18 protein-coding genes are annotated in these 24,542 nt (G+C 63.4%); 10 read left to right on the forward strand and 8 right to left on the reverse strand.

Annotated elements, in window-relative coordinates; genetic code table 11:
* Position 1: 1 nt before the first annotated feature.
* The 7 genes from NP503_RS22060 to NP503_RS22090 form a co-directional block, all read right to left on the reverse strand.
* Entirely contained in the window at positions 2-1,432 is a 1,431-nt protein-coding gene (locus NP503_RS22060) for an aspartate aminotransferase family protein (RefSeq protein WP_236383382.1), read from the reverse strand.
* A gap of 105 nt (positions 1,433-1,537) precedes the next feature.
* A complete protein-coding gene (locus tag NP503_RS22065; protein WP_127269403.1) occupies positions 1,538-2,545 on the reverse strand; it encodes an NAD(P)-dependent oxidoreductase in 1,008 nt (335 codons plus the stop codon).
* Entirely contained in the window at positions 2,542-2,991 is a 450-nt protein-coding gene (locus NP503_RS22070) for an EamA family transporter (RefSeq protein WP_127269402.1), read from the reverse strand. The genes NP503_RS22065 and NP503_RS22070 overlap by 4 nt, the downstream gene beginning before the upstream one ends.
* Positions 2,992-3,115: 124 nt before the next feature.
* On the reverse strand, positions 3,116-4,468 hold the full coding sequence (locus NP503_RS22075) for an FAD-binding oxidoreductase (protein WP_127272434.1): 1,353 nt from the start codon (positions 4,466-4,468) through the stop codon (positions 3,116-3,118).
* Positions 4,469-4,470: 2 nt separating this feature from the next.
* Complete coding sequence (locus tag NP503_RS22080) at positions 4,471-5,904, reverse strand: UbiA family prenyltransferase (protein WP_127271096.1); 1,434 nt, start codon at positions 5,902-5,904, stop codon at positions 4,471-4,473.
* Between the two features lie 207 nt (positions 5,905-6,111).
* Positions 6,112-6,375 carry a hypothetical protein gene (locus tag NP503_RS22085; RefSeq protein WP_164748978.1) on the reverse strand — a complete coding sequence of 88 codons (264 nt, stop codon included), beginning with the start codon at positions 6,373-6,375 and terminating at the stop codon, positions 6,112-6,114.
* Between the two features lie 156 nt (positions 6,376-6,531).
* Positions 6,532-9,018: a mechanosensitive ion channel family protein gene (locus NP503_RS22090; protein ID WP_127271768.1), complete on the reverse strand. Its 2,487-nt coding sequence runs from the start codon at positions 9,016-9,018 to the stop codon at positions 6,532-6,534.
* 240 nt (positions 9,019-9,258) lie between these two features.
* On the opposite strand from NP503_RS22090, the gene NP503_RS22095 reads away from it, so the two are divergent.
* From NP503_RS22095 to NP503_RS22115, 5 genes are all read left to right on the forward strand, one after another.
* Positions 9,259-10,518 carry a sarcosine oxidase subunit beta gene (locus NP503_RS22095; RefSeq protein WP_127269174.1) on the forward strand — a complete coding sequence of 420 codons (1,260 nt, stop codon included), beginning with the start codon at positions 9,259-9,261 and terminating at the stop codon, positions 10,516-10,518.
* A gap of 16 nt (positions 10,519-10,534) precedes the next feature.
* Entirely contained in the window at positions 10,535-10,849 is a 315-nt protein-coding gene (locus tag NP503_RS22100) for a sarcosine oxidase subunit delta (protein WP_127269175.1), read from the forward strand.
* On the forward strand, positions 10,846-13,839 hold the full coding sequence (locus NP503_RS22105; protein ID WP_127271770.1) for a sarcosine oxidase subunit alpha: 2,994 nt from the start codon (positions 10,846-10,848) through the stop codon (positions 13,837-13,839). The genes NP503_RS22100 and NP503_RS22105 overlap by 4 nt, the downstream gene beginning before the upstream one ends.
* Positions 13,832-14,434, forward strand: coding sequence for a sarcosine oxidase subunit gamma family protein (soxG, locus tag NP503_RS22110; protein ID WP_127270665.1), 603 nt, complete (start codon positions 13,832-13,834; stop codon positions 14,432-14,434). Before NP503_RS22105 ends, soxG begins: the two co-directional genes overlap by 8 nt.
* A 175-nt stretch (positions 14,435-14,609) precedes the next feature.
* Positions 14,610-16,052 carry an MFS transporter gene (locus NP503_RS22115; protein ID WP_127270664.1) on the forward strand — a complete coding sequence of 481 codons (1,443 nt, stop codon included), beginning with the start codon at positions 14,610-14,612 and terminating at the stop codon, positions 16,050-16,052.
* 11 nt (positions 16,053-16,063) lie between these two features.
* On the opposite strand, the gene NP503_RS22120 is transcribed toward NP503_RS22115, so the two are convergent.
* On the reverse strand, positions 16,064-16,768 hold the full coding sequence (locus NP503_RS22120; RefSeq protein WP_164748979.1) for a nitroreductase: 705 nt from the start codon (positions 16,766-16,768) through the stop codon (positions 16,064-16,066).
* A 204-nt stretch (positions 16,769-16,972) separates the two neighbouring features.
* Between NP503_RS22120 and NP503_RS22125 the strand changes: the two genes are divergently transcribed.
* From NP503_RS22125 to NP503_RS22145, 5 genes are read left to right on the forward strand one after another with little or no spacing between them, the layout of a single operon-like run.
* Complete coding sequence (locus tag NP503_RS22125) at positions 16,973-17,536, forward strand: helix-turn-helix domain-containing protein (protein ID WP_127269323.1); 564 nt, start codon at positions 16,973-16,975, stop codon at positions 17,534-17,536.
* 20 nt (positions 17,537-17,556) lie between these two features.
* Positions 17,557-20,010: an FAD-dependent oxidoreductase gene (locus tag NP503_RS22130; RefSeq protein ID WP_127269322.1), complete on the forward strand. Its 2,454-nt coding sequence runs from the start codon at positions 17,557-17,559 to the stop codon at positions 20,008-20,010.
* Positions 20,007-20,912 (forward strand): homocysteine S-methyltransferase family protein, encoded by a 906-nt coding sequence (locus tag NP503_RS22135; protein WP_127269321.1) that lies wholly within the window; start codon positions 20,007-20,009, stop codon positions 20,910-20,912. Before NP503_RS22130 ends, NP503_RS22135 begins: the two co-directional genes overlap by 4 nt.
* Positions 20,905-22,086: a pyridoxal phosphate-dependent aminotransferase gene (locus tag NP503_RS22140; protein WP_027034771.1), complete on the forward strand. Its 1,182-nt coding sequence runs from the start codon at positions 20,905-20,907 to the stop codon at positions 22,084-22,086. The genes NP503_RS22135 and NP503_RS22140 overlap by 8 nt, the downstream gene beginning before the upstream one ends.
* Complete coding sequence (locus tag NP503_RS22145) at positions 22,083-24,533, forward strand: FAD-dependent oxidoreductase (protein WP_127271776.1); 2,451 nt, start codon at positions 22,083-22,085, stop codon at positions 24,531-24,533. The genes NP503_RS22140 and NP503_RS22145 overlap by 4 nt, the downstream gene beginning before the upstream one ends.
* Positions 24,534-24,542 lie beyond the last annotated feature (9 nt).

Consider the following 24,542-nt stretch of genomic DNA (forward strand, 5'->3'; position numbering starts at 1 on the left):
CTTAACGGACCTGGCTTTTGACGAAATCCTTCACGATTCCCACGATGCCGCGCGACAGCAGGCTGTCGAAGGCATCGACGAAGCGGTCGACATGCTCGCGCTGGCAGATCAGCGGCGGCTCGAGCCGGATGACGTTGCGGTTGTATTCGGTGAAGGCGACTAACACATCGTAGTCGCGCAGCAGCAGCGCCCCGATGAAGCCCGACAGCGAACCCTTCAGCTTGTCGTCGAGCACGCTGACGATCGGCCGCAGCACCATCGGCAAGGTCTGCGAGAAGTCGTGGAACTCCAGGCCGATCATAAAACCCTTGCCGCGCACCTCCTTGATGATCTTCGGGTACTTTTCCCTGAGCGCCTGCAGGCGCTGCAGCAAATAGTCGCCGGTGACGGCGGCATTGTCGATCAGCCCCTCGTCGTAGAGCACGTTGAGCCCCTCGATCGAGGTGACGCAGGCCTCGCCCATGCCGCCGAAGGTCGCCATGGCATGGATCATCGCCGTTTTCGGCGTGCCATAGGCCTTCATATAAACCTCGCGCCGCGCGATCATCGCGCCGACCGCGGCCTTGCCGGCGCCAAGCGATTTGGCCAGCGCCGTCACATCGGGAATGACGCCGTAATGCTCGAAAGCATAGAAGCGGCCTGACCGGCCATAGCCGCACTGCACTTCGTCGGCGACCCACAACACGCCATACTGGTCGCACAGTGCGCGCAGCTTCTGCCAATATTCGGCCGGCGCCTGGATGATGCCGCCACCGCCCTGGATGGTTTCAAGCACGATGACCCCGACCTCCGGATCGGAGCGGAACAGGCGCTCGACCGCCTCGATGTCGGCAAACGGGATGCGGACCGTGTTTTCGGCCACCTTGAAGTCCGCGCGGTAAAGCTGCCCGTCGGTGATGCCCAGCACGCCTTTGGTCTTGCCGTGGAAGGAATTCTCGGCATAGACGATCTTCGGCCGCTTCGGACCGGCCGCGCGCTCGGCGAGCTTCACCGCCGCTTCCATCGCTTCCGAACCGGACGAGCCCAAAAATACCATGTCGAGATCGCCGGGCGAGCATTTGGCGATGTTGTGCGCAAGCGCTGCCGCATATTGCGACATGAAGGCGATGGCGATTTCCTGGCGCTTCTCCTCCTGGAATTTCTTGCGTGCTTCCAGGATGCGCGGATGATTGTGGCCGAAGGCCAGCGAACCGAAGCCGCCGAAGAAGTCGAGGATCTTGCGGCCGTTCTGGTCGATGTAGAACATGCCTTCGGCACGCTCGATCTTGATCTTGTGGAAACCGAGCAGCTTCATGAAGTGCAGCTGGCCGGGGTTGAGATGCGCCTTGAACAGGTCGGTCATGCGGGCAACGTCCATCGCCTTGGCCTGCTCGACGCTGATCAAATCGGGCTTGGCGATAGTGGCGGGCGACAGCGACGGCGCGCTGACCATGGTGCGCAAATTGGTCTGTTCGGGCTTGGCCATGACGGTCATTTCAATCTCCTGTCTGCACGCACGACCAGGATCGAGCGCAACGAAAGCTGTTTTTGCGAGCCGCTATTCGGCGGGCACATGTTTGGTGGCGACTGCGTGGCCGGCTTTCTTGGCGCGGTACTCGCTATAGGCGGCGATCAGCATGTCCTCGTCGCGATATTGCGGCACCCAGCCGAGCTGGCGCCCGGCCTTGGACACGTCGAGCACGCAGTCCTCGTCGGCGATCAGATACTGTTCCGGGTCCATGATCGGCATGTTCAAGAGGTCGAGCAGGTCCAGCGTGCACTTGACCGCCCAGCCCGGTGTCGGGATCAGGATCGATTTCGAGCCGGCATGCCGGATCAAATCGCCGAGCAATTTCTTGACCGGCGGCGGGTTGAGCGAACCCAGATTATAGGCCTCATTAGGCACGCCGGCCTTCCAGGCCGCGCGCGCGGCCTCGGCGCAGTCGAACACCGAGATGAACTGATAGGGGTTCCTGCCCGAACCGATCATCGGCACCGGAAAATTCCAGTCGATCAGCTTGAACAGCTTTTCCAGGATGCCGAGCCGGCCTGGGCCGATGATCAGGCGCGGGCGAAACAGCGAGATCGACATGCCGCGCTTGCGCCATTCGGCCGCCAACTCCTCTGTCTTCTGCTTCGACCAGCCATATTCGCCCAGCGGCGCCACCGGGTGCTCCTCGGTCATCGGCTGCGTGACCGTGTGGCCGTAGATCATGTCGGTCGTGTAGTGGACGAGTTTTGACGCACCGGCTCTGTCCATGGCCTGCATGATGTGCTCGGTCCCATGAAAATTCACCGGGAAGAAGAAATCGTGCCGCTTGGAGCGCACCTGGATCGGCGACAGCATCTTGGCCGACAGATTATAGACCATGTCGTCGGCCTTCAGCCCAACCGCCGCGACCGATGCCGGATCGATGACGTCGCACTGGACAAAGCGGACAGTGCGGTAATGCGGCAGGTCGCTCTTGACGATATCGGCGACGACGACCTCTTCACCATCGGCCACAAGTTTCGGGGCGAGATGGCGGCCGACGAAACCGTCGCCGCCGAAAATCACATGTCTCATCTAACGATCTCGTTTGCTTGGATCTTGTCAGGCGTGATGGAAGCCGTCTGGTCTTCATGCCCTCGCTCGCCCAAATCCCGGCCACTTTGGGCGATCAGCACCGTGCCGACGCAGATGAAGGCGATGCCGGCGATGCGCCAGCCATTGAGGTCCTCGCGGAAGACGAAATAAGCGAAGATGGCGACGGCAACATAGGCGAGGCTGAGGAACGGATAGGCGAAGGAGAGCTCGACCTTGGACAGCACATAGAGATGCGATGCCATCGAGATGACGAAGGTACACAGGCCAAAGAACACCCAGGGGCTGAAAACGATCTGCAGCAACTTGACGAGCGGATTGACGCCCTCAAACGAGATCGGCCCGAGCGACATCATGCCTTGCTTCAGCATCAGCTGCGCGGCGGCATTGGTCACCACTGTAAAGAGAATGAAGACGATGTATTTCATGTGTTCCAAGCCACCCCCTCGCGATTCCTACTACAAACCCGCAAACATTTGGTGAAGTCCCAACAATATTTTGAGTAAATCGCGTTATTAAGCATCGATTAACCGGGAATTATTCGAGTTTTATCTATTCGGCCGCCTCGACCGAGCCTCGTCGCGCATCCAACCTCTTCGCGGTGCGCGCCCAGAAGTCAGACATGAAGGCGTGGTCGCGGAGCGCTTCCAGCCGCCGCCATTCGGGAAAGGACGAGGCGAATATCTCGGCGGCCATGCGGGCGTCCTTATATGGATTGACCGCGCCGCCGGCCTCGACCGTGATGCGGTCGAGTTCCCGCAGCAATGTCAGTGTCGCGGCACCCCTGTTGGGGAAATCCAGTGTCAGCGTGTAGCCGGAACGCGGAAACGACAGCAGCGCCGGCGAGCGGATGGAGCCAAAGCGTTTCAGCACCGTGAGGAACGAGCCCTGCCCGGCTTGCCTTGCAGCCGCCAGCAATGCCGGCACGGCCTCGCGCGCCGTCTCTTCCGGCACCACGCTCTGGTGCTGGAAAAGCCCTTTCGGCCCATAAAGCCGGTTCCAGTCGCGCACGCCGTCGAGCGGGAAGAAGAAGCCCTGATATCCGGCCTGGCGCTGCACGGTTGCCCGGCTCTTCCTCCACCTGTAGGCAGCGTTGAAGGCGGTCAGGAACGGCCGGTTGAGCACATTGAACGGCGGCTGGACCGGCACCGAGAAAGTGCCGCCGACGCGCGAGGCGGCATGCGAGCCGTGCTCGGCGTGATTGCCCGACAACAGCAGGCCGCGACCGCTGTTGCGGCCGCCGGCCAATTGGTCGATCCAGGCGACCGCATATTCATTGGCCTGATCGGCCGCCTCGGCCAGGCCGAAGAATTCGCAGAGATCGCGAAACGGGGTCGCCTTTTCGACGATGTCGAGCGAATGCACCCGCATCAGCCGGATCGAGGCCGACAGGATGAGGCCGGTCAGCCCCATGCCGCCGATCGTTGCCGCAAACAGCCGCGCATTGTCCGATGCCGAGCAGCGGTGGGTCTTTCCGTCGGACCTGAGCAGCGTGAAGCTCTCGACATGGCAGCCGAATGTCCCGCGCCGATGATGGTTCTTGCCATGCACGTCGTTTGCGATGGCGCCACCCAGCGTGACGAATTGGGTGCCGGGCACAACCGCCGGGAAGAAGCCGTGTGGGGCAGCGTGGGCGATGATGTCGGACAACAGCACGCCGGCATCCGCCTCGAGAACACCGGTTTCGGCGTTGAAGGCACGAATCCGGTTCAGCGAGCGCATGTCGACGACCGCGCCGGCCGCGTTCTGGCAGGAATCGCCGTAGGAGCGGCCATTGCCATAGGCAAGCAGTGACGCTGGCTTGGCCTGACCGCCCTTCAGCAGCGAGATAGCCTCGTCGGCACCGATGGCGCGCGGCGCCGGCGGCGTAGCAAGGCCAAAGCTCGGGAACCGCTCAGTGGCCATGCCTACCAGCCCCCGATGACCAGCATCACTGCACCGATCAGCACAACGATCTGGCTGCGCCAGTCGCGGATGATGAAGACGACCGGATCGTCATGCATCTCGTTGCGGCGCGCCAGGATCCAGACGCGCATGGTGAGATAAAGCACGATCGGTGCCAGCGGCCAGATCAGCCACGGATGCGGATAAAGCTCGCGCACCGCGACACTGTCCATGTAGAGCGCCAGCACCAGCGCCGAGGAGAAGGCCGAGGCCATGCCGGCCTGGGCGACGATCTCCTGGTCTTCGGTGCGATAGCCGCGGCCGGCAATGCGCTCGCCAGGCGGAATGGCGGTGGTGCGCAGTTCGACGAAGCGCTTCACCAGCGCCAGCGACAGGAAGAAGAAGATAGAGAAGGCCAGCAGCCAGAACGAGACGTCGACGCCGGTCGCCGCCGCACCGGCCAGGACGCGGATCGTGTAGAGGCCGGCGAGTGTCAGCACATCGACCAGCAGCATGCGCTTGAACGACAGCGAATAGGCCGTCGTGACGACCATATAGCCGCCGAGCACAGCCATGAATTCGGGCGACAGGAACAGCCCGGTGCCGATGCCGATCGCCAGAAGCACCGCGATTGCGCCAAGTCCGAACGGGATCGACAGCGCACCGCTGGCGAACGGCCTGTTGCGCTTGGTGAGGTGTTTGCGATCGAGCGCGAGGTCGAAGAAATCGTTGAGGATATAGATGGCCGATGCCACCGAACTGAACGAGACGAATGCCAGCAGGCATTGCCAGATCATGTCGGTGTTGAAATATTCATGCGAGAGCACCATCGGCACTGCGATCAGCGAATTCTTCAGCCACTGATGGACACGCAGCATCTTGACGATGGTCCGCAAAGTCGGCTTCGGCGCCGGCATCGTCTCGGCGCCATGCGCTGCCTGCCAGCGCGCGGCATGGCGGTCGGGCGCGACGACGATCGCGTTGCGCGCTGCATCGAAGACCTGGAGATCGTGACGGCTGTTGCCGGCATAGTCGAAACCGCCATCGCCATAGGCTGCGATCAGCGAAGCGCGCTTCCTGCCCGAGGTGAGATTGGCGAGACCATCGGTGGCCAGCACCTGGTCGAAAATGCCGAGATGGGCCGCGATGGCGTCGGCGAACTTGCGCGGCGTACCGGTCGCCAGCACGATCTTGCGGCCCTCGGCGTGTTCGGTCCGGAGGCGGCAAAGCAGCACCTCGCGATAGGGCAGCGATGCCGGATCGATGTCGATGCGCTGCGCGATTGCCTGCTTCAGCCGCGCCGGCCCGCCGGCGATCCAGAACGGTACCAGGAAGATATAGAGCGGGTTCATCTTGAGAAGGATGAACAGCCCTTCCCACAACAGGTCGGTCGCGATCAGCGTGCCGTCGAGATCGACCGCAAGCGGTATTGCGTTCCTGTCCGACCGCGCATCCATGTCCGTCCTGCCCTGCCCGCGTAGAGTTGCGCGCCGCTTTCCGGCGTCTTGAGGCTGGTATAGCGGGCGATGGCGTAGCGAACGTTAAAACGCCCGGTTGCAGACGGCTGCCGTGACGGTATTTCCGGCGTCATTGTTAAGCGACTGCTACCGGAAACGATAAAAGGCCGAGCAAACGCCCGGCCTCTCAAGATATGCCAACCGGAATTACTTGATTCGGGCGACGCCGCCCGAGATTTCGATGGTTTCCGAACCGGTCAGAGCTTCGAGGTCGCCGTTCGGCAAGGTGACGAAACAGCCATTCGGGCAGAACTCAACCGTTTCGCCACCAGCCAGCGCGAGGTCGGTCTTGCTGCCGCCCTCGGTCACGACCAGCGTGCGGGTCTCGGCGTCCTTGTTGACCGCGCTTGCGGCATGGACCGAGCCGATGGCGGCGACCAGGGCGACGGCAGCGACGAGAGACTTCCACATGGTGCAATATCGGTGTTCCCACCGCCTCTGTTGCATTTCGCAAGGCAATTTCGCCTTTGCATGGGAGCTTATAGGAGATGGAAGCTGAACCGCAACTGAATGCCGCATTCATGCCGCAATCGGTTCCGGCAGGATCAAGGTCGACGGAGTCCCAGCTTAGTCCGGATCTGGCTTCTTGGTTTTGCGGGACTTGACCAGCCGCTTCTTCTCCGCCTCGGCTTCGGCCTTTATCTGCTCCTGTTCGGCGAAGTCGGCCTCGATCTTGTCGTCGTCTGTCGGCCACGCCTTGGGCTTATGGGCCTCGACCACGGCGCGCGGCGTCGAGGGCATCTCGATGTGTTCGCTGCTGAATTTTTCGAGGACGGCAAAACGGATGTCGTTCTGCGCGATGTTGCCATTCATCACATCGGCCAGGAACACGCGGATCTCGAATTCCAGGGCGGCAGGGCCGAAATTGGAAAACAGCACGAAGGGTTCGGGGTTCTTCAGCACCATCGGGTGGCTGCGGGCGATCTCCAGCAGGACGGCATGAACCTGCTTGACGTCGCTGCCGTAAGCGACGCCGACCTTGATGTCGATGCGGCCGAGCTTGTTGCGGTGAGTCCAGTTGCCGACGGCGTTGTTGATCAGGTTTGAATTGGGCAGGATCACCGATTGCCGCTGGAAGGTCTCGATCTCGGTGGCGCGCACGCTGATCTTCTTGACTGTGCCGCTGACATCGCCGGCAACGATCCAGTCGCCCACCTTGAATGGCCGCTCGGCCAACAGGATCAGGCCGGAAACGAAATTGGACACCACGTTCTGCAGGCCAAAGCCGATACCGAGGGAAAGAGCGCCGGCGACCAGCGCCAGGCTGGACAGGTCTATGCCCGCCGCCGAGATGCCGACCAGTGCCGCGAGCGCGACGCCGGCATAGCCGACCGCCAGCCTGATCGAGTTGCGCACGCCGGTATCGACCTTGCCACGCGCCATCACCGAACCGTCGAGCCAGCCCTGGAACCAGCGCGTCAGGAAATAGCCTATGATGAAGACGACGATGCCGGAGAGGATGCCGGTCACCGAAATGGTCACCGACCCGATGTTGATCCCGGTTGCGAGCTTGTAGGCCCAAGCCTGGATATCGCCCAGCTGGAAACCCCACATCAGCAGGATCAGCGGCAGGAACACCAGCACGATCATCACATTGATGGCAACGCTGACGACAAGGCCGAGCTGGTCGAGGGCCGTATCCTCGTAGCTGGATTTGGCCGACAGCCAGCGCCCGACGGTGGTGTTGGCGAAAGCACCCTCCTCGCCGATCGCCTGTGCCGACAGGAAACCGATATAGGCGGTGATCAGCGCGGTGCCGGTAACGACGACCTGCAGCGAAACGAACAGAGCGAGGCCGATGTAACCAAGCAGCGCCGCGACGATGGTGAAAAGACCGAGTGCAAGCGCCGTATAGCGCAGCCATGCCGGCCACGGCCGCCAACTTCCATCACGCGCCTTGAATGGCCTCAGCATCGCCATCAGGATCAGGATGACGCCGACGATGATGGTTGCGCCGAAACTGCGGGCAATGGTCAATGACAGCGGCGAGCCCATTTTGTCGTTGATCACCGACAGGAAGGTGTTGACGCTGATGACCACGGCCATGGCGGTGGTCAGGCGCACCAGCCAGCGCGCCGGCCCCGTTTCGACCGGGATAAGGCGCCAGTTCGGCAGCCGCGGCTCCAGCGCCGCATTGGTCAGCCGGTTGACGCAGAACACCACGCCGATGGCGGTCGCCAATGCATTGAGGAACAGGCCAATATCACCACGCAACACATTGTAATAATTGAAGAAGAAAATCGTCGATCCCAGAAAGGCGGCAACCGCCAGCGTTGGCAGCAAGGTTGACCAGAAAGCCACCGATAAGCGGCTGAGATAGGACGGGTCCTCATTGGAGGGATCGGCTTCGAACACCCTCCCGAACAGCCGCCTGCCGCCGACCAGCAGCACCAGCGCCAGCCCGAGCGCCACGAAGGTCGCTGCGAGGATCGCCTGGAACTTGAACTTGAAAGCGAAGCTCAGCCAGGAAGACACCGCCTTGTACAGATTGGTGTATTCGTCCTTGGCGTCGGAGAAAACCTGCGGGCTCAGCGCATCCGACAGCACGTAGCGTTTGGTCAAAAGGTTGCGGAACAACTCGCTGCGCATATTGCCGATCTTGTCGATCAGCCCGCTGATGCGGATCGACAAGGACTGGGCCTGCGAGATGACGGCGTTTATCTCCGCCTTTTCCGACACCAGCGCCTGGCGCTCGCCGCTGACGATGTCGGGCTCCGGCGGCTGGCCGGCGGCGGGCGCTGGCCCGATCTGTTCAAGCCGGCTGTTGATCTCGCCAAGACGCGTGCGGAAAGCCAGTGCGCTGTTCAGCGATTGCCGAGACAACTCCTCGAGCTGCAAGCGGATATCGACGAGGCTGCTATCCTCATCGGCTTCCTGTTGGATCTTCTTTTCCAGATTGTCGGTCTTGGTCGTCAGGTCCTGCAGGATCTTCTGCTGGTCGGCGACCAGCCCGGCTGGCGCCTGGCCAAGCCCTTGTGCAGCCGCGTCGAACGACATCGGCGCCGAAACGACAAGCGTGAGGATCAAAATGAGACGAAGCAATCGGAAAAGCATGATTTGTTGGCGACTCACCGGCGGCAAAGGCAATTTGAAAAAGCCTGTCCTTGATAAAGACGGCCCTATCATGGGGCAAGCCGTCGTATCGCGAGCCCACCCGATCATTGGCGCCACCGATCACTCACCCCCATCCATCCATCTCAAGCGTCGGCCAGTCGAAAGGCGATGGCGCAATACTGGCTTTGCGGATGCGGCCTGCTCTATAGTCTGCCGCATCGCCCGAACCGGATGACATCAATGGCAGAGTACTCGGCCTTTTCGCTGCTCGCGAACGCGCTCAAGGGAAACAAGGATTGGAAGCCGGCATGGCGCAAGCCTGACCCGAAGGCGTCCTATGACGTCATCATCATCGGTGGCGGCGGTCATGGGCTGGCGACCGCCTATTATCTTGCCAAGGAACACGGCATCACCAATGTCGCCGTTGTGGAAAAGGGCTGGCTCGGTTCCGGCAATGTCGGCCGCAACACCACGGCGGTGCGCTCGAACTACCTGCTGCCGGCCAACACCCGCTTCTACGAACACTCGATGAAGCTGTGGGAGAACCTCTCGCATGAGCTCAACTACAACGTCATGTTCTCGCAGCGCGGCTGCCTGAACCTGGCGCACACGCCGGCCCAGTTCGACGACTATGCAAGGCGCGGCAACGCCATGCGCCATCTCGGCGTCGACGCCGAACTGATGACGAAAGCTGAGATCAAACGTCTGATCCCGGCGCTCGATGTCTCCGAAAGCGCGCGCTTCCCGGTGGTCGGCGGCTTGATGCAGCGCCGCGCCGGCACCGCCCGCCACGATGCGGTAGCCTGGGGCTATGCGCGTGGCGCCGACCGGCGCGGCGTCGACATCATCGAGAATTGCGAGGTCACCGGCTTTCTGCGCGATGGCGACCGCATATCAGGCGTCACCACTTCGCGCGGCGACATCCGCGCCAGGAAGGTGGCCGTGGCGGTCGCCGGCAGCACCGGACGCGTCATGCAGCTGGCCGGCATCGAGACGATGCCGATCGAGAGCCATGTGCTGCAGGCCTTCGTCACGGAATCGCTGAAACCCTTCATCGACACCGTCGTCACCTTCGGCATGGGCCATTTCTACATGTCGCAGTCGGACAAGGGCGGCCTCATCTATGGCGGCGACATCGACGGCTACAACAGCTACGCCCAGCGCGGCAATTTGCCTGTCGTCGACGAGGTGATGAGCGAAATGCTGGCGCTGTTTCCGGGCCTTGCCCGTGTGCGCATGCTGCGCTCCTGGGGCGGCGTCTGCGACATGTCGATGGACGGCTCGCCGATCATCACCACCGGTCCCCTGCCCGGCATGTATCTCAACTGCGGCTGGTGTTATGGCGGCTTCAAGGCGACGCCGGCCTCGGGCTGGTGCTTTGCCTGGACCATCGCCAAGGACCAGCCGCACGATCTCAACGCCCCCTTCACCCTCGACCGCTTCCACCGCGGCCTGGTGATCGACGACAAGGGCCAGGGTGCAAACCCGCGGCTGCATTAGCAATAGGTAGAGTCCAATGTTGATCACTTGCCCCTATTGCGGTCCGCGCGACGTCATCGAGTTCACCTATCAGGGTGACGGCAATCGTGAGCGTCCCGACTCCGCCTCCCAGAATTTCGAGGCGTGGAATGCCTATGTCTATGACCGGCTGAACCCGGCCGGCGACCACAACGAGATATGGCAGCATTCCGGCGGTTGCCGCGCGCATCTGCGCGTCGTGCGCAACACGCTGACGCATGAGATTTCCAGCGTTGCCTTTGTGCGCGGTGATCATCAAGGGCGCGGCGATCATGGCTCCGCCGCGCGCCGCAAGGCGGAGGACAAGGCATGAGCCCGCGCCGCGCCGATACCGGCGGCCGCATCGACCGGCTGAAAACCATCCGCTTCACCTTCGACGGCACGGCCTACACCGGCCATGCCGGCGACACGCTGGCGTCGGCGCTGCTGGCCAAGGGCGTCACGCTTTACGGACGTTCGTTCAAATACCACCGCCCGCGCGGCCTGCTGACTGCCGGCGTCGAGGAACCCAACGCGCTGGTGACGGTGTTGAAGGGCGAGGTTCGCGAGCCCAACATTCCGGCGACCCTGGTCGAAATCCATGACGGCCTGGTTGCCATCAGCCAGAACCGCTTTCCCTCGCTTGCCTGGGACATCAACGCCGTCAACCAGCTCGGCGGCAACATCCTGTCGGCCGGGTTCTACTACAAGACCTTCATGGGACCGGTGTTCGGCCCGCTCAAAGGCACGCGCTTCTGGATGTTCTGCGAACACTTCATCCGCCGCGCAGCCGGTCTCGGCAGCGCCGGAACGGCGAAAGACCCGGCCCGCTACGAGCGCATGAACGCCTTTTGCGACGTGCTGGTGGTCGGCTCCGGCCCGGCCGGCCTGATGGCCGCCAGGACCGCCGCCGATCAGGGAGCGCGCGTCATGTTGGCCGATCTCGAGCCGCTTTTCGGCGGTTCGGCCAACTGGTCCGGGGAAACGATCGATGGCGCACCAGCTGCCGATTGGGCGCGCCGCACCGTCGCCCAGCTCGCAGGCCGCGACAATGTCCGGCTTTTACCGCGCACCACAGTGTGGGGTTATTACGACAACAACACGCTTGCCGCGCTGGAACGGGTCAGCGATCACAAGGATCAGCCAGGCAAGGGCGAGCCGCGCCATCGCTATTGGGCGATCCGTGCCAAATCCGTGGTCCTGGCCACCGGTGCGTTCGAGCGGCCGCTCGTGTTCCCCGGCAATGACCGGCCAGGCGTGATGCTGGCGCATGCAGCCGAGCGCTATGCCAACGAATTCGGCGTGCTGCCGGGCGAGCGGATCGCGCTGTTCACCAACAATGACAGCGCCTATCGGGCGGCCGTCGCCTTGAAGAAGGCCGGTGCCGCGGTCGTCGCCATCGCCGATGTCAGGCCGGAACTTTCGCCGGAGATGCGCAAGCTGGCCGCGGAAGCCGAGGCCGAGATCTTCGCTGGCCATGCCGTCGTCGCCACCGAAGGTGGAAAGGCGCTGTCCGGCCTCAAACTGCAACGCTTCGATATGGCCAACGGCACGCTCATCGGCGATGCCCGCAGTATCCACGCCGATTGCCTGCTGATGTCCGGCGGCTGGTCGCCGACCATCCATCTGGCCAGCCAGGCCGGCGCCAAGGCGGAATGGAATGCCGCGCGGCAGGCCTTCCTGCCGCCGAAGCCAACACAGAGCTGGATCGGCGCCGGCGCCTTCACCGGCAGTTTCTCCACCGCCGAAGCCATCGCCGAAGGCCGCGCCGCGGGCCTTGCCGCAGCCGGTGGCCCCAGCGCGCCTTCTGTATTGCCGGCGGTGGAAGCCGTGCCCGGCGATCCTGATCCGGCACCGGTGTTCGAGATCAGGGCCAAGGGCAAGAGCTTTGTCGACTTCCAGCACGACGTGACGGCAGAGGACGTGCGGCTGGCGCACCGGGAAGGCTTTGTCTCGGTCGAGCATCTGAAACGCTACACCACGCTCGGCATGGCGACCGACCAGGGCAAGAGCTCCAACGTGCCCGGCCTTGCCATCATGGCCGAAGCCCTGGGCAAGCCCATCCCCGAAGTCGGCACGACGCGCTTCCGGCCGCCCTTTGCGCCGGTGTCGATCGGCTCGCTGGCGGCGGAACGTTTTGGCGATCTCAAGCCCGAACGATTGACCCCGATGCATGATTGGCATCTGGCCAACGGCGCGACCATGTATTCAGCGGGCCTCTGGTATCGCCCGATGATCTACGGCCATGCAGGCGAAACGGTCGAGCAGGCCTATGTGCGCGAAGCCAAGGCGACACGCGAAAGCGCCGGGATCGTCGATGTCTCGACATTGGGCAAGATTGCCGTGCAAGGCCCCGACGCCGCCGCATTCCTCGACCGCGTCTACACCAACATGTTTTCGACGCTGGCCGTCGGCAAGGCCCGCTACGGTCTGATGCTGCGCGAGGACGGCCTAGCCTTCGACGACGGCACCACCTGGCGGCTCGGCGAGCAGGACTTCCTGATGACCACCACCACCGCCAATGCCGGCAAGGTGATGCAGCATCTGGAATATTTCCTCGACGTGATCTGGCCGGAGCTGAAAGTCCACGTCACCTCGGTGACCGACGAATGGGCGGGGGCCGCGATCGGCGGGCCGAAGGCCAGGCAGATCCTCGCCTCTTGTGTCACCGGCACCGCAGTCGACAATGCCACCTTGCCCTTCATGGGCCTCGTGCGCGGCGAGATAGCAGGCGTGCCGGTGATGATCTGCCGGCTGTCCTTCTCCGGCGAAATGGCGTTCGAAGTCTATTCCGGCGCCGGCCACGGCACCCATGTCTGGGAAGCGCTTGTCGAGGCCGGCAAACCGTTCGGGCTGGTCACCTACGGGCTCGAGGCGCTGGGCACCATGCGCATCGAAAAAGGCCATGTCACCGGCGCCGAGATCGACGGCCGCACCACGGCGCGCGACCTGCATCTCGACTGGATGCTGTCGAAGAAGAAGCCGTTCATCGGCTCGGCGATGATGGACCGCGAAGGCCTGATCGCGTCGGACCGCCTGGAACTGGTCGGCCTGATCGCCCTCGACAACCTACCGTTCAATGGCGGCGCGCACATCGTCGAGGAGGTTGACGAGGCCAATCCGCACGGCTCGATCGGTCACATCACCGCCTGCTGCTATTCACCGGCGCTCGGCAGGCATATCGCGCTGGCGCTGGTCAAGGGCGGCAAGGCACTGCAGGGCACGCGCGCTCATGTCTCCGATCCCTTGCGCAACCGGTTTGGACCGGTCGAGATCGTCTCCAACCACTTCTTCGATCCGGACGGGAGCCGCATGCATGGTTGAGCGCCAATCACCCGAACCCTTGTCGCCGCTTGAGCCTGAATTCCATGTCGGCTCGCACGGCAATTTCGAGCACGGCGTCGAGATCATCCTGACCGAGACAAGGCCGGGCTCGATCGTGCAGCTCGCCGCGTGGCCCGGCGAGGAGAAGAAGCTGATAGCAGCCGTCCGCACCGTCACCGGGCTTGCCCTGCCCGATGGCGCCGGCGGCGGCTTGAGCGATGGCGTGAAATCGGTGTTCGGCTTCGCGCCGGGAAAGTTCACCGTTGCCGATGAAGCCGAAGGCCTGGCTGCGGCCTTTGCCAAGGTGGTGACCCCCGCCATTGGCACTGTGACCGACCTCTCGCACGGCCGCACCGCCATCCGCATTGCCGGGCCGAAGGCCGAATGGGTGCTGGCGAAATTCTTCGCCATCGATTTCGCGCTGCCGGCCTTTCCTGTTGGAGCCGGCCGCTCGACCACCCATCACGACATCTTCGCCCAGATCCAGCGCACCAGCGCCGACCAGTTCGACATCTATGTCTTCCGCTCGTTTGCACGCTCGTTCTGGAAGGCGCTCTGCCATGCCAGCGAGGAAGTCGGCTACGAGGTGCAGTAGGCGGCGCGGCCGGATGGCCGCGTTGCCCACATCTGGCATCAACGCCAGCCGCTTCTGCCGCTAGAGAATCTGGCCGCCGGCGCCCATGGTGCGAAAACGTGGCCGCCCAACCGGCCCGAGGGATATGAAATCCCTTCTTCAAGAGTCGGCACATTCGTTTGGTTCGAACATCTCCATGACCGCAGAACTATCCGCCGGCGCCACGGATCGCGCCGATGTGCCGGCCAGAGCCTTGCTCCTGCTGCCGCTGACGGTCGCCTGCGGCGTGTTCATGACCAGCCTCGACCAGAATGTCGTGGTGACCGCGCTGCCGGGCATCAGCGAAAGCCTCGGCCGTCCGCCCAGCCAGCTCGGCCTCTTGATTACCGTCTATGTCGCCAGCCTGATCATCTCGATGCCGCTTGGCGGCTGGGCCGCCGATCGCTTCGGCCTGCGCAACGTCTACTGCTTTGCCTTGCTGGTGTTCGCCGCCTCGTCGGCGCTCTGCGGGCTGTCCGACAACATCTGGATGCTGGTCGGCGCCCGCGCGCTGCAAGGCTTTGGCGGTGCCTTGATGGGCACGCTCGGCCAGGTCGTCATCCTGTCGACCTTTCCGCGCAGCCGAACGCTGAAGATCAACATGTACATCTCGCTGGCCGGCCAGTCCGGACCGTTGGTCGGTCCGCTCGTCGGGGGCGCGCTGACCACCTACATTTCCTGGCGCTGGATCTTCTTCATCAACGTGCCGTTCGCGCTGGCGGCGGCAATTCTTGCCGCCTCGCTGTTTCCGACGATGACCAAGCCCGTGCGCACGCCGTTCGATTTTCCGGGCTTCCTGCTGGTCGGCAGCGGCATGGTCCTGCTGGTCTTCGGCATGGATTCGCTTGCTGCCAAGGATGCCGCGGGCGGCATCATCGCCGCAGAACTGGCGCTGGCGCTGGTCATCCTGACCATCGCCTCGTTCTACTGCCTGCGCGTGCGCAATCCGCTGCTCGATCTCGAGCTGTTGCGCATCCGTACCTTCCGCATTTCGTTCCTCACCGGCGGCGGGCTGGACACGATCGGCCTCAGCTCGGTGGTGTTCCTGCTGCCCTTGATGTTCCAGCTCGGCTTCGGCATGAGCGCGGTGCAGGCGGGATCGCTGACCTTCGTCGCCGCGGTCGGCTCCGTGGCCATGCGCTTCTTCATGCCGCGTGTCCTCAACCGTTTCGGCTTTCGCCGCGTGCTGGTCTACAACACCCCGATCGTCGCCGTGATGGTCGCCGGCTTCGCCTTGATGCAGGCGACGACGCCGGTGTGGATCGTGCTGACCTACATCTTCGTCTTCGGCGTCTTCCGCTCCGCGCAATGGGCCTCGACCGGCAATCTCGCCTATTCCGACATCGCGCCCGAGCAGCTCGCCCGCTTCAGCGCGCTCTATTACATATTATGGCAGCTGGCGGTGGCGATCAGCGTCGGCCTGGCTGCGGCGGTATTGTCATTTCTGGCCGGCGGCGGTCCAGCCGTCGCCGACGATTTCCGCATCCTGTTCGTCATCGAGGGCATCATCACGCTCTGCGCGCTGCTTGCCTACCTCAAGCTGACGCCACAGGACGGTGCCCATGTCAGCGGCCACGGCGCACAGATGAATACCGAATGAGGCTGGCTGGCTTATTCGCTGAACGTCACCCACTCTTCCAGCGGCACGCGGTCGGTGCGGAAGGCGTTTTCAGGTTTTGACGTATCTTCATAACCAAGCGCCATGCCGCAGACGACGATCTCTTCGTCCGGAATGTCGAGCACCGGCCTGATCTGCCGGTGATAGGGCGCGAAGGCCGCCTGCGGACAGGTGTGCAGACCCCTGCCTCTTGCTGCGACCATAATGTTCTGCAGGAACATGCCGTAGTCGATCCATGAGCCCTGGTTGAGGCGGCGGTCGATGGTGAAGATCATGCCGACCGGGGCGTCGAAGAAGACGAAGTTGCGGTCGTGCTGGGCGCGCATCTTGTCGACCTCGCGACGACCGATCCCGAGCGCGCCATAGAGGCCGAAACCGTTGGCGCGGCGGCGGGTCAGATACGGCTCGAAGAACTGTGTGGGATAATACCGGTACTCGTCCCAATCAGCTTTTTCGGCGCGAATGCCGGAATTGAGAATGGCGTCTGATATCCGCTGCTTGCTCTCGCCCTTGGTGACATAGACCTTCCATGGCTGCATGTTGGTGCCGGATGGGGCACGCGCCGCAACCGCCAGAATGGCGCGGATGGTTTCGTCGTCGACCATGTCGGGCAGGAATGCGCGCACCGAACGGCGCGACAGGATCGCCTCGTCGACAATCTCGGCATCGCCCGCAATTCGGGGGTTATTTTCCAGCATGGGCCGTCCCTTACCCTTTGTCTCGATCGGACGTCCCCACTCGCCGCTCTCGGCGGAGCCTTTGCATGAACCGTCAAAATCGCGCAAGCAAATCTTGTGCATCCGTGAAAATCTACTTGATTTTTTCATGAGCTTGACTTCTCATGAAATTTGGCCAGATTTTTTCATAAAGTGAGCGCTTTGCCTTCGACTACCGCTAGAACATTGCAGGTACCTGACGAACGCGTGCTGGCCGGCGATATCAGGGCCCTGCGCAAGGCGCGCGGGCTGACACTCGCCGAGATCGGCTCGAAGCTTGGCCGTTCGGTCGGCTGGGTCAGCCAGGTCGAGCGCGGTCTGTCGACGCCGTCGCTCGGTGACCTCCGAGCCTTCGCCGAACTGTTCGGCGTGCCGATCAGCCTGTTCTTCAGCCATGACGTACCTGTCGAAAGCGAGCGCGGCGTGGTCGTGCGCGCTGGCAGGCGCCGCACGCTTGGCACAAGCGAATCCGGCCTGGTGGAGGAGCTTCTGTCGCCCGATCTCGGCGGTAGCTTCGAGATGGTGCGTTCGGTCTTCGCGCCGGGCGCGGAACTGAAGGCCGAGGCGCAGCGGCCGACCGAAGAAGCTGGATACGTCGCCTCCGGGCTGTTCGACATCGAGATCGGAGGTGTCTGGCATCGGCTTGGCGAAGGCGACTCCTTTCGCTTTGAAGGCAAGCCTTACCGCTGGCGCAATCCGGGCGCGGAGCCTGCAATTGTCATCTGGGTGGTTTCACCACCCGTCTATTGAGTTCAAGTTTGGAGAAGAACATGGCGGGTTTGCCGAGCACGGCGCGCGTGGTGATCATCGGAGGCGGTGCCGTCGGCACTTCCGCGCTCTACCATCTCGCCAAGGCGGGCTGGACCGACTGCGTGCTCTTGGAAAAGAACGAGCTGACTTCGGGCTCGACCTGGCATGCCGCCGGCAACGTGCCGACTTTCTCCTCGTCCTGGTCGCTGATGAACATGCAGCGCTATTCGACCGAGCTTTATCGCGGGCTGGCCGACGCGGTCGACTATCCCATGAACTATCACGTCACCGGCTCGCTGCGCCTTGCCCACACGAAAGAGCGCATGCAGGAATTTCAGCGCGCCAAGGGCATGGGCCGCTACCAGGGTATGGACATCGACATCGTCGGCGTCGACGAGATCCAGCGCCGCTATCCCTTCATCGAGACGCATGATTTGAAAGGCGCGCTCTACGACCCGAGCGACGGCGACATCGATCCGGCGCAGCTCACCCAGGCGCTGGCCAAGGGCGCGCGCGACATGGGCGCGAAGATCATCCGCTTCTGCCCGGTCACAGGCGTGCGCCGCGAGAACGACGAGTGGGTGGTCGAGACGGCGCAAGGTGAGATCCGCTGCGAGATCGTCGTCAATGCCGCCGGCTACCGCGCCGCCGAAGTCGGCCGGATGTTCGGCCGCGACGTGCCGATGATGGTGATGAGCCATCAGTACATATTGTTCGAGGAGATTCCCGAACTGGCGGCATGGTCGAAGGAACAGGGCAAGAAACTGCCGCTGCTGCGCGACGTCGACACCTCCTACTATCTGCGCCAGGAGAAGAACGGGATGAATCTCGGCCCCTATGAGCGCAATTGCCGCGCGCATTGGGCCAGCCACAACGACCCGATGCCGGAGGATTTTTCCTTTCAATTGTTCCCCGACGACCTCGACCGGCTGGAACATTATCTGGCCGATGCCGTCGCCCGCGTGCCGATCCTTGGCACCGCCGGCCTGTCCAAGGTGATCAACGGGCCGATCCCCTACACGCCGGACGGCAACCCGCTGATCGGCCCGATGCCCGGGGTTCCCAATGCCTTCGAGGCCTGCGTCTTCACCTTCGGCATTGCCCAGGGTGGCGGCGCCGGCAAGGTGCTGGCCGAATGGGTGACAGAGGGCCGGACCGAATGGGACATGTGGTCGTGCGACCCGCGCCGCTTCACTTCCTTTGCCTCGGCGCCGGACTACTGCGTCGCCAAGGGCATGGAGATCTACGGCAACGAATATGCCATCCAGTTCCCGCGCCATGCCTGGCCGGAAGGCCGCGACCGCAAGCTGTCGCCGATCCATGATCGCATCAAGGCGCTCGGCGGCCGCTTCGACGCCTATAATGGCTGGGAGCGTGCCACCTGGTACGCACAAGACGGCGATGACATTTCCGAGGAAGCCACGCTGACCTTCCGCCGCGACGGACCGTGGCATCATCGCGTGCGCGAGGAGTGCCTGGCCGTGCGCGATGCCGCCGGCATTTTGGACCTGCCGGGCTTCTCGCGCTTCAACCTCGACGGTCCCGGTGCCGCCGAATGGCTGAGCCTGCAGGTCACCGGGCTGGTGCCGAAGGCAGGCCGCATCGGTCTCGTCTATTTCGCCGACGACAAGGGCCGCATCGTCACCGAAATGTCCGTGGTGCGCCACGACGACAACCTGATGACGCTGATCACCGCGGCGGTCGCGCAGTGGCACGATTTCGAATGGCTGAAATCGCGCATGCCCAAGGATGCGCCGTTCAGGCTGATCGACCGGACCGAGGAATTCTCGACCCAGATCCTGGCCGGCCCCAACTCGCGGAAAATCCTCGCCGATGTCTGCGAAGCCGACCTCACTTTGCCATGGCTGACGCATCAGGAGACAAAGATCGCCGGTCGCTGGGCCAAACTCGTGCGCGTCTCCTTCGCCGGCGAACTCGGCTGGGAAATCCACACCAGGGTGGACGACACATCAGCCATCTTCGACGCCGTCTGCGCGGCAGGCCAGCAACATGGGCTGAAGCCGTTCGGCATGTATGCGTTGGATTCACTCAGGCTTGAAAAAGGCTACCGCACCTGGAAGGGCGACCTGTCGACCGACTATTCGATCCTGCAGGGCGGGTTGGAGCGCTTCGTCAAATGGGACAAGCCCGATTTCCGTGGCAAGGCTGCACTCCAGAACGAAAAGCAGCAAGGCGTGAAGAAGCGCTTCGTCACGCTGGTTATAGAGAACCCGGGCGACTGCGACGCCCCTTCGGTGTCGACGCTCTGGCATGACGGCAAGATCGTCGGCGAGACGACGTCCGGCGGTTGGGGCCACCGGGTCGACAAGTCGATCGCGCTCGGCATGCTGCGCGCCGATCTGGCCGAGCCAGGCACATCAGTCGAGGTCGAAATCTTCGGTGACCGCTTTCAGGCGATCGTGCAGAAGGATGAACCGTTGTGGGATCCGAAGAACGAAAGGCTGCGCGCATGAAGAAAATCATCCTCACCGATGGCGGCATGGGCCAGGAACTGGTCCGCCGCAGCAAATCCGAGCCGACGCCGCTATGGTCAGCCCGGGTGCTGATCGACGAACCGGATCTGGTGCGCGACCTGCACGCGGAATTCATCCGTGCCGGCGCCCGTGTCATCACCATCAACACCTATTCGGCAACACCCGAACGCCTGGCGCGCGAGGGCGCGGAAGACCTCTTCAAGCCGTTGCAGAAGCGCGGCATCGAATTGGCCAGACAGGCCCGCGACGAGGCCGGCGATGCAGCCATCGCCGGCTGCCTATCGCCGCTTTTCGGCAGCTATGCACCGGCACTGACCATTTCCTTCGAGGACACGCTCGATATTTACCGCCGCATCGTTGCCGAGCAGGCCGATGGCGTCGACCTGTTCCTGTGTGAAACCATGGCGTCGGCGGACGAAGCCCGCGCGGCGGTCACCGCGGCATCGGAAAGCGGCAAGCCGGTATGGGTGTCGTGGACGCTGGCCGACCACGGCAAGCCGCGGCTGCGCAGCGGCGAAGCGATAGCCACCGCGGCAAGCGCGCTCGACGGCCTGGCAGTCGCCGCGCGGCTGGTCAATTGCTGCCGGCCGGAAGCAATCGCCGCGGCTTTGCCTGAACTGATCGGCCTCGGCGGCCCGGTCGGCGCCTACGCCAATGGCTTCACGTCAACCGAAGCACTCAAGCACGGCGGCACCGTCGATGTGCTGCACGCTCGTCACGACCTTGGCCCGGATGCCTATGCCGACCAGGCGATCGGCTGGGTCGAGGCTGGGGCAAGCATCGTTGGCGGCTGCTGCGAAGTCGGACCACCGCACATCGCCGCTCTGCGCGACCGGCTCGAACAGGCCGGCTACGAAATTTCGGGAGTTTTGCATGCCTAGACCATCATCGCGCATTTCCGGCATCGTGCCTTCGGGCAAGGACGGCTGGGAAGTCCATTTCGCCGCCTGGACGCGCAAGGAGGCCGGCGAAGACATCATCATGCTGTCGGTCGGCGACCATGATTTCGACACGCCTTCGCAGACGATCGAAGCCTGTGTGACCGCGGTTCGCGGCAGCAATCATCACTACACCCCGCTTCCCGGCCTGCCGCGCCTGCGCAAGGCGATGGCGGCGGCCTCGAGCGCCTGCACCGGCGTCGAGACGTCGCCGGATCAGGTGATCGCCACGCCGGGCGGCCAGGCCGCACTCTATGCGGCCGTGCAGGGCGTGCTCGACCAGGGCGACCACGCCATCGTCGTGGCGCCCTATTATGCCACCTATCCCAACACGTTCAGCGCCGCAGGCGCTGACTTCACCGTCGTCGAGACACCGGCCGAGGATGGCTTCCAGCCACGTGCCGACATGATCCGCGCGGCAATCCGGCCGAACACGCGCGCTATCCTGATCAACACGCCGAACAATCCGACAGGTGCGGTCTATTCGCGCGAGCGGCTGGAGCAACTGGCAGAAGTCTGCCGGGAGCACGACCTCTGGCTGCTGTCGGACGAAGTCTACTGGACGCTCGGCGGCGGCGAGCACGTCTCGCCGCGCTCGCTGCCAGGGATGGCCGAGCGCACGCTGGTCATCAATTCGATGTCCAAGAGCCACGGCATGACCGGCTGGCGCATGGGCTGGCTGACGGGACCGGAGGAGATGATCACGCTCATGATCAATCTCAATCTGGTGACGACCTACGGCCTGCCGGCCTTCATCTCGATCGCCTGTTCCGAGGCGCTGGAGAACCGTTACGGCGTCAAGGAGATCGCCGAACGTTACGCGGCACGCCGCACCGTCTTGCTCGACGCCGTGCGGGGCATGAACGACGTGACCGTGCGCGGTTCGGAGGGCGGCATGTATGTCATGCTCGACATCTCGGCCGTCGAACCGGACGATGAGAAATTCGCCTGGGCCCTGCTCGACAAGGAAAAGGTCGGCGTCATGCCCGGCTCCAGCTTCGGCGAGGCGGCCGCCGGCCACATTCGCATCAGTCTCTGCCAGCCCGAACCGGTGCTGCAGGAAGCTGCACTTCGTCTGCGCCGCTTTGCTTCCAGCTACCGTCGCGAGGCAGCATGACCGCCAAGGCAGTTCCCGCCAAAGCAAGGGCGGTCATCATCGGCGGCGGCGTTTCCGGCTGTTCGGTCGCCTATCACCTGGCCAAGCTTGGCTGGACCGATATCGTGCTTCTCGAACGCAAACAGCTGACGTCGGGCACGACATGGCATGCCGCCGGCCTGATCGGCCAGCTGCGCGGCTCGCAGAACATGACGCGGCTGGCGAAATATTCCGCCGACCTCTACGTCAAGCTGGAAGCCGAGACCGAGGTCGGCACCGGCATGCGCCAGGTCGGTTCGATCACCGTGGCGCTGACCGAGGAGCGCAAGCACGAGATCTACAGGCAAGCATCGCTGGCGCGTGCCTTCGATGTCGATGTCCGCGAGATTTCGCCCAGGGAAGTCAGCGAGATGTACCCGCATCTCAATGTTTCCGATGTCGTCGGCGCCGTGCATCTGCCGCTCGACGGCCAGTGCGACCCCGCCAATATCGCCATGGCCCTGGCCAAGGGCGCGCGCCAGCGCGGCGCCACCATCGTCGAGAATGTCAAGGTCACCAAGGTCCACAGCAAGGCCGGCCGCGTCACCGGCGTGTCCTGGGCGCAAGGCGAAGAGCAAGGCACGATCGAGGCCGACATCGTCGTCAACTGCGCCGGCATGTGGGCCCGCGAACTGGGAGCGCAGAACGGCGTCACCATACCGCTGCACGCCTGCGAGCATTTTTACCTCGTCACCGAACCGATCCCCGGCCTCACCCGTCTGCCGGTGCTGCGCGTGCCCGATGAGTGCGCCTACTACAAGGAAGACGCCGGCAAGATGATGCTGGGCGCCTTCGAGCCGGTGGCCAAGCCGTGGGGCATGGACGGCATAAGCGAGGATTTCTGCTTCGACCAACTGCCTGAGGACATGGAGCATTTCGAGCCGATCCTCGAAATGGGCGTCAACCGCATGCCGATGCTGGCGACCGCCGGCATCCACACCTTCTTCAATGGTCCTGAGAGTTTTACGCCCGACGACCGCTACTATCTCGGCGAGGCGCCGGAACTGGCCGGCTACTGGATGGCGACCGGCTACAATTCGATCGGCATCGTCTCATCCGGAGGCGCCGGCATGGCGCTGGCGCAGTGGATCAACGATGGCGAAGCCCCCTTCGACCTGTGGGAAGTCGACATCCGCCGCGCACAGCCGTTCCAGAAGAACCGCCGCTACCTCAAGGAGCGCGTCTCCGAAACGCTCGGCCTGCTCTATGCCGACCATTTCCCCTACCGCCAGATGGCGACCTCGAGGAATGTCAGGCGTTCGCCGCTGCACGAGCATCTGAAGGCGCGCGGCGCCGTTTTCGGCGAAGTCGCCGGTTGGGAGCGCGCCAATTGGTTCGCACGCGAGGGCCAGGAGCGCGAATACCGCTATTCCTGGAAGCGCCAGAACTGGTTCGACAACCAGCGCGAAGAACACCTCGCGGTCAGGAATGGCGTCGGCCTGTTCGACATGACCTCGTTCGGCAAGATCCGTGTCGAGGGCCGCGACGCTCGGCACTTCCTGCAAAGACTATGCGCCAACGACATGGACGTCGCCCCGGGCAAGATCGTCTACACCCAGATGCTCAACCAGCGCGGCGGCATCGAGAGCGACCTGACGGTCTCGCGGCTGTCGGAAACGGCTTTCTTCCTCGTCGTCCCCGGCGCCACGCTGCAGCGCGACCTGGCTTGGTTGCGCAAGCACGTCGCCGACGAGTTCGTCGTCATCACCGACGTGACGGCGGCCGAAAGCGTGCTCTGCCTGATGGGCCCGGACGCGAGAAAGCTGATCCAGAAGGTCAGCCCCAACGATTTTTCCAATGATAAAAATCCGTTCGGCACGTTCCAGGAGATCGAGATCGGCATGGGCCTGGCCCGCGCGCATCGCGTCACCTATGTCGGCGAACTCGGCTGGGAACTCTATGTCTCGACCGACCAGGCGGCTCATGTCTTCGAGGCGATCGAGGAGGCAGGTGCGGATGTCGGCCTGAAACTCTGCGGCCTGCACACGCTGGATTCCTGCCGCATCGAAAAGGCCTTCAGGCATTTCGGCCACGACATCACCGATGAAGACAATGTGCTGGAAGCCGGCCTTGGCTTCGCGGTGAAGACCGCCAAGGGCGACTTCATCGGCCGCGAAGCCGTGCTGCGCAAGAAGGAAGCCGGCCTGTCACGCCGGCTCGTTCAGTTCCGTCTGAAGGATCCAGAGCCCCTGCTCTTCCACAACGAGGCGATCCTGCGCGACGGCAAGATCGTCGGCCCGATCACTTCAGGCAATTACGGCCATCATCTCGGCGGCGCCGTTGGGCTGGGCTATGTGCCTTGCAAGGGCGAGAGCGAGGCGGATGTGCTGGCCTCAACCTACGAGATCGAGATCGCCGGCGAGCGCTTTGCGGCGGAAGCGTCGCTGAAGCCGATGTATGATCCGAAGTCAGAACGGACAAGGATGTAGCACCCCTCT

This window comes from Mesorhizobium sp. SEMIA396 (genome assembly GCF_024518615.1).
Classification (GTDB): Bacteria; Pseudomonadota; Alphaproteobacteria; order Rhizobiales; family Rhizobiaceae; genus Mesorhizobium.

Coding starts and splice junctions, on each gene's coding strand:
- NP503_RS22075 (WP_127272434.1), bottom strand. CDS start 4,468: ATGGCCACTGAGCGGTTCCCGAGCTTTGGCCTTGCTACGCCGCCGGCG.
- NP503_RS22135 (WP_127269321.1), top strand. CDS start 20,007: ATGAAGAAAATCATCCTCACCGATGGCGGCATGGGCCAGGAACTGGTC.
- soxG (WP_127270665.1), top strand. CDS start 13,832: ATGGTTGAGCGCCAATCACCCGAACCCTTGTCGCCGCTTGAGCCTGAA.
- NP503_RS22140 (WP_027034771.1), top strand. CDS start 20,905: ATGCCTAGACCATCATCGCGCATTTCCGGCATCGTGCCTTCGGGCAAG.
- NP503_RS22115 (WP_127270664.1), top strand. CDS start 14,610: ATGACCGCAGAACTATCCGCCGGCGCCACGGATCGCGCCGATGTGCCG.
- NP503_RS22065 (WP_127269403.1), bottom strand. CDS start 2,545: ATGAGACATGTGATTTTCGGCGGCGACGGTTTCGTCGGCCGCCATCTC.
- NP503_RS22120 (WP_164748979.1), bottom strand. CDS start 16,768: ATGCTGGAAAATAACCCCCGAATTGCGGGCGATGCCGAGATTGTCGAC.
- NP503_RS22085 (WP_164748978.1), bottom strand. CDS start 6,375: ATGTGGAAGTCTCTCGTCGCTGCCGTCGCCCTGGTCGCCGCCATCGGC.
- NP503_RS22130 (WP_127269322.1), top strand. CDS start 17,557: ATGGCGGGTTTGCCGAGCACGGCGCGCGTGGTGATCATCGGAGGCGGT.
- NP503_RS22105 (WP_127271770.1), top strand. CDS start 10,846: ATGAGCCCGCGCCGCGCCGATACCGGCGGCCGCATCGACCGGCTGAAA.
- NP503_RS22100 (WP_127269175.1), top strand. CDS start 10,535: ATGTTGATCACTTGCCCCTATTGCGGTCCGCGCGACGTCATCGAGTTC.
- NP503_RS22080 (WP_127271096.1), bottom strand. CDS start 5,904: ATGGATGCGCGGTCGGACAGGAACGCAATACCGCTTGCGGTCGATCTC.
- NP503_RS22070 (WP_127269402.1), bottom strand. CDS start 2,991: ATGAAATACATCGTCTTCATTCTCTTTACAGTGGTGACCAATGCCGCC.
- NP503_RS22060 (WP_236383382.1), bottom strand. CDS start 1,432: ATGGTCAGCGCGCCGTCGCTGTCGCCCGCCACTATCGCCAAGCCCGAT.
- NP503_RS22145 (WP_127271776.1), top strand. CDS start 22,083: ATGACCGCCAAGGCAGTTCCCGCCAAAGCAAGGGCGGTCATCATCGGC.
- NP503_RS22095 (WP_127269174.1), top strand. CDS start 9,259: ATGGCAGAGTACTCGGCCTTTTCGCTGCTCGCGAACGCGCTCAAGGGA.
- NP503_RS22090 (WP_127271768.1), bottom strand. CDS start 9,018: ATGCTTTTCCGATTGCTTCGTCTCATTTTGATCCTCACGCTTGTCGTT.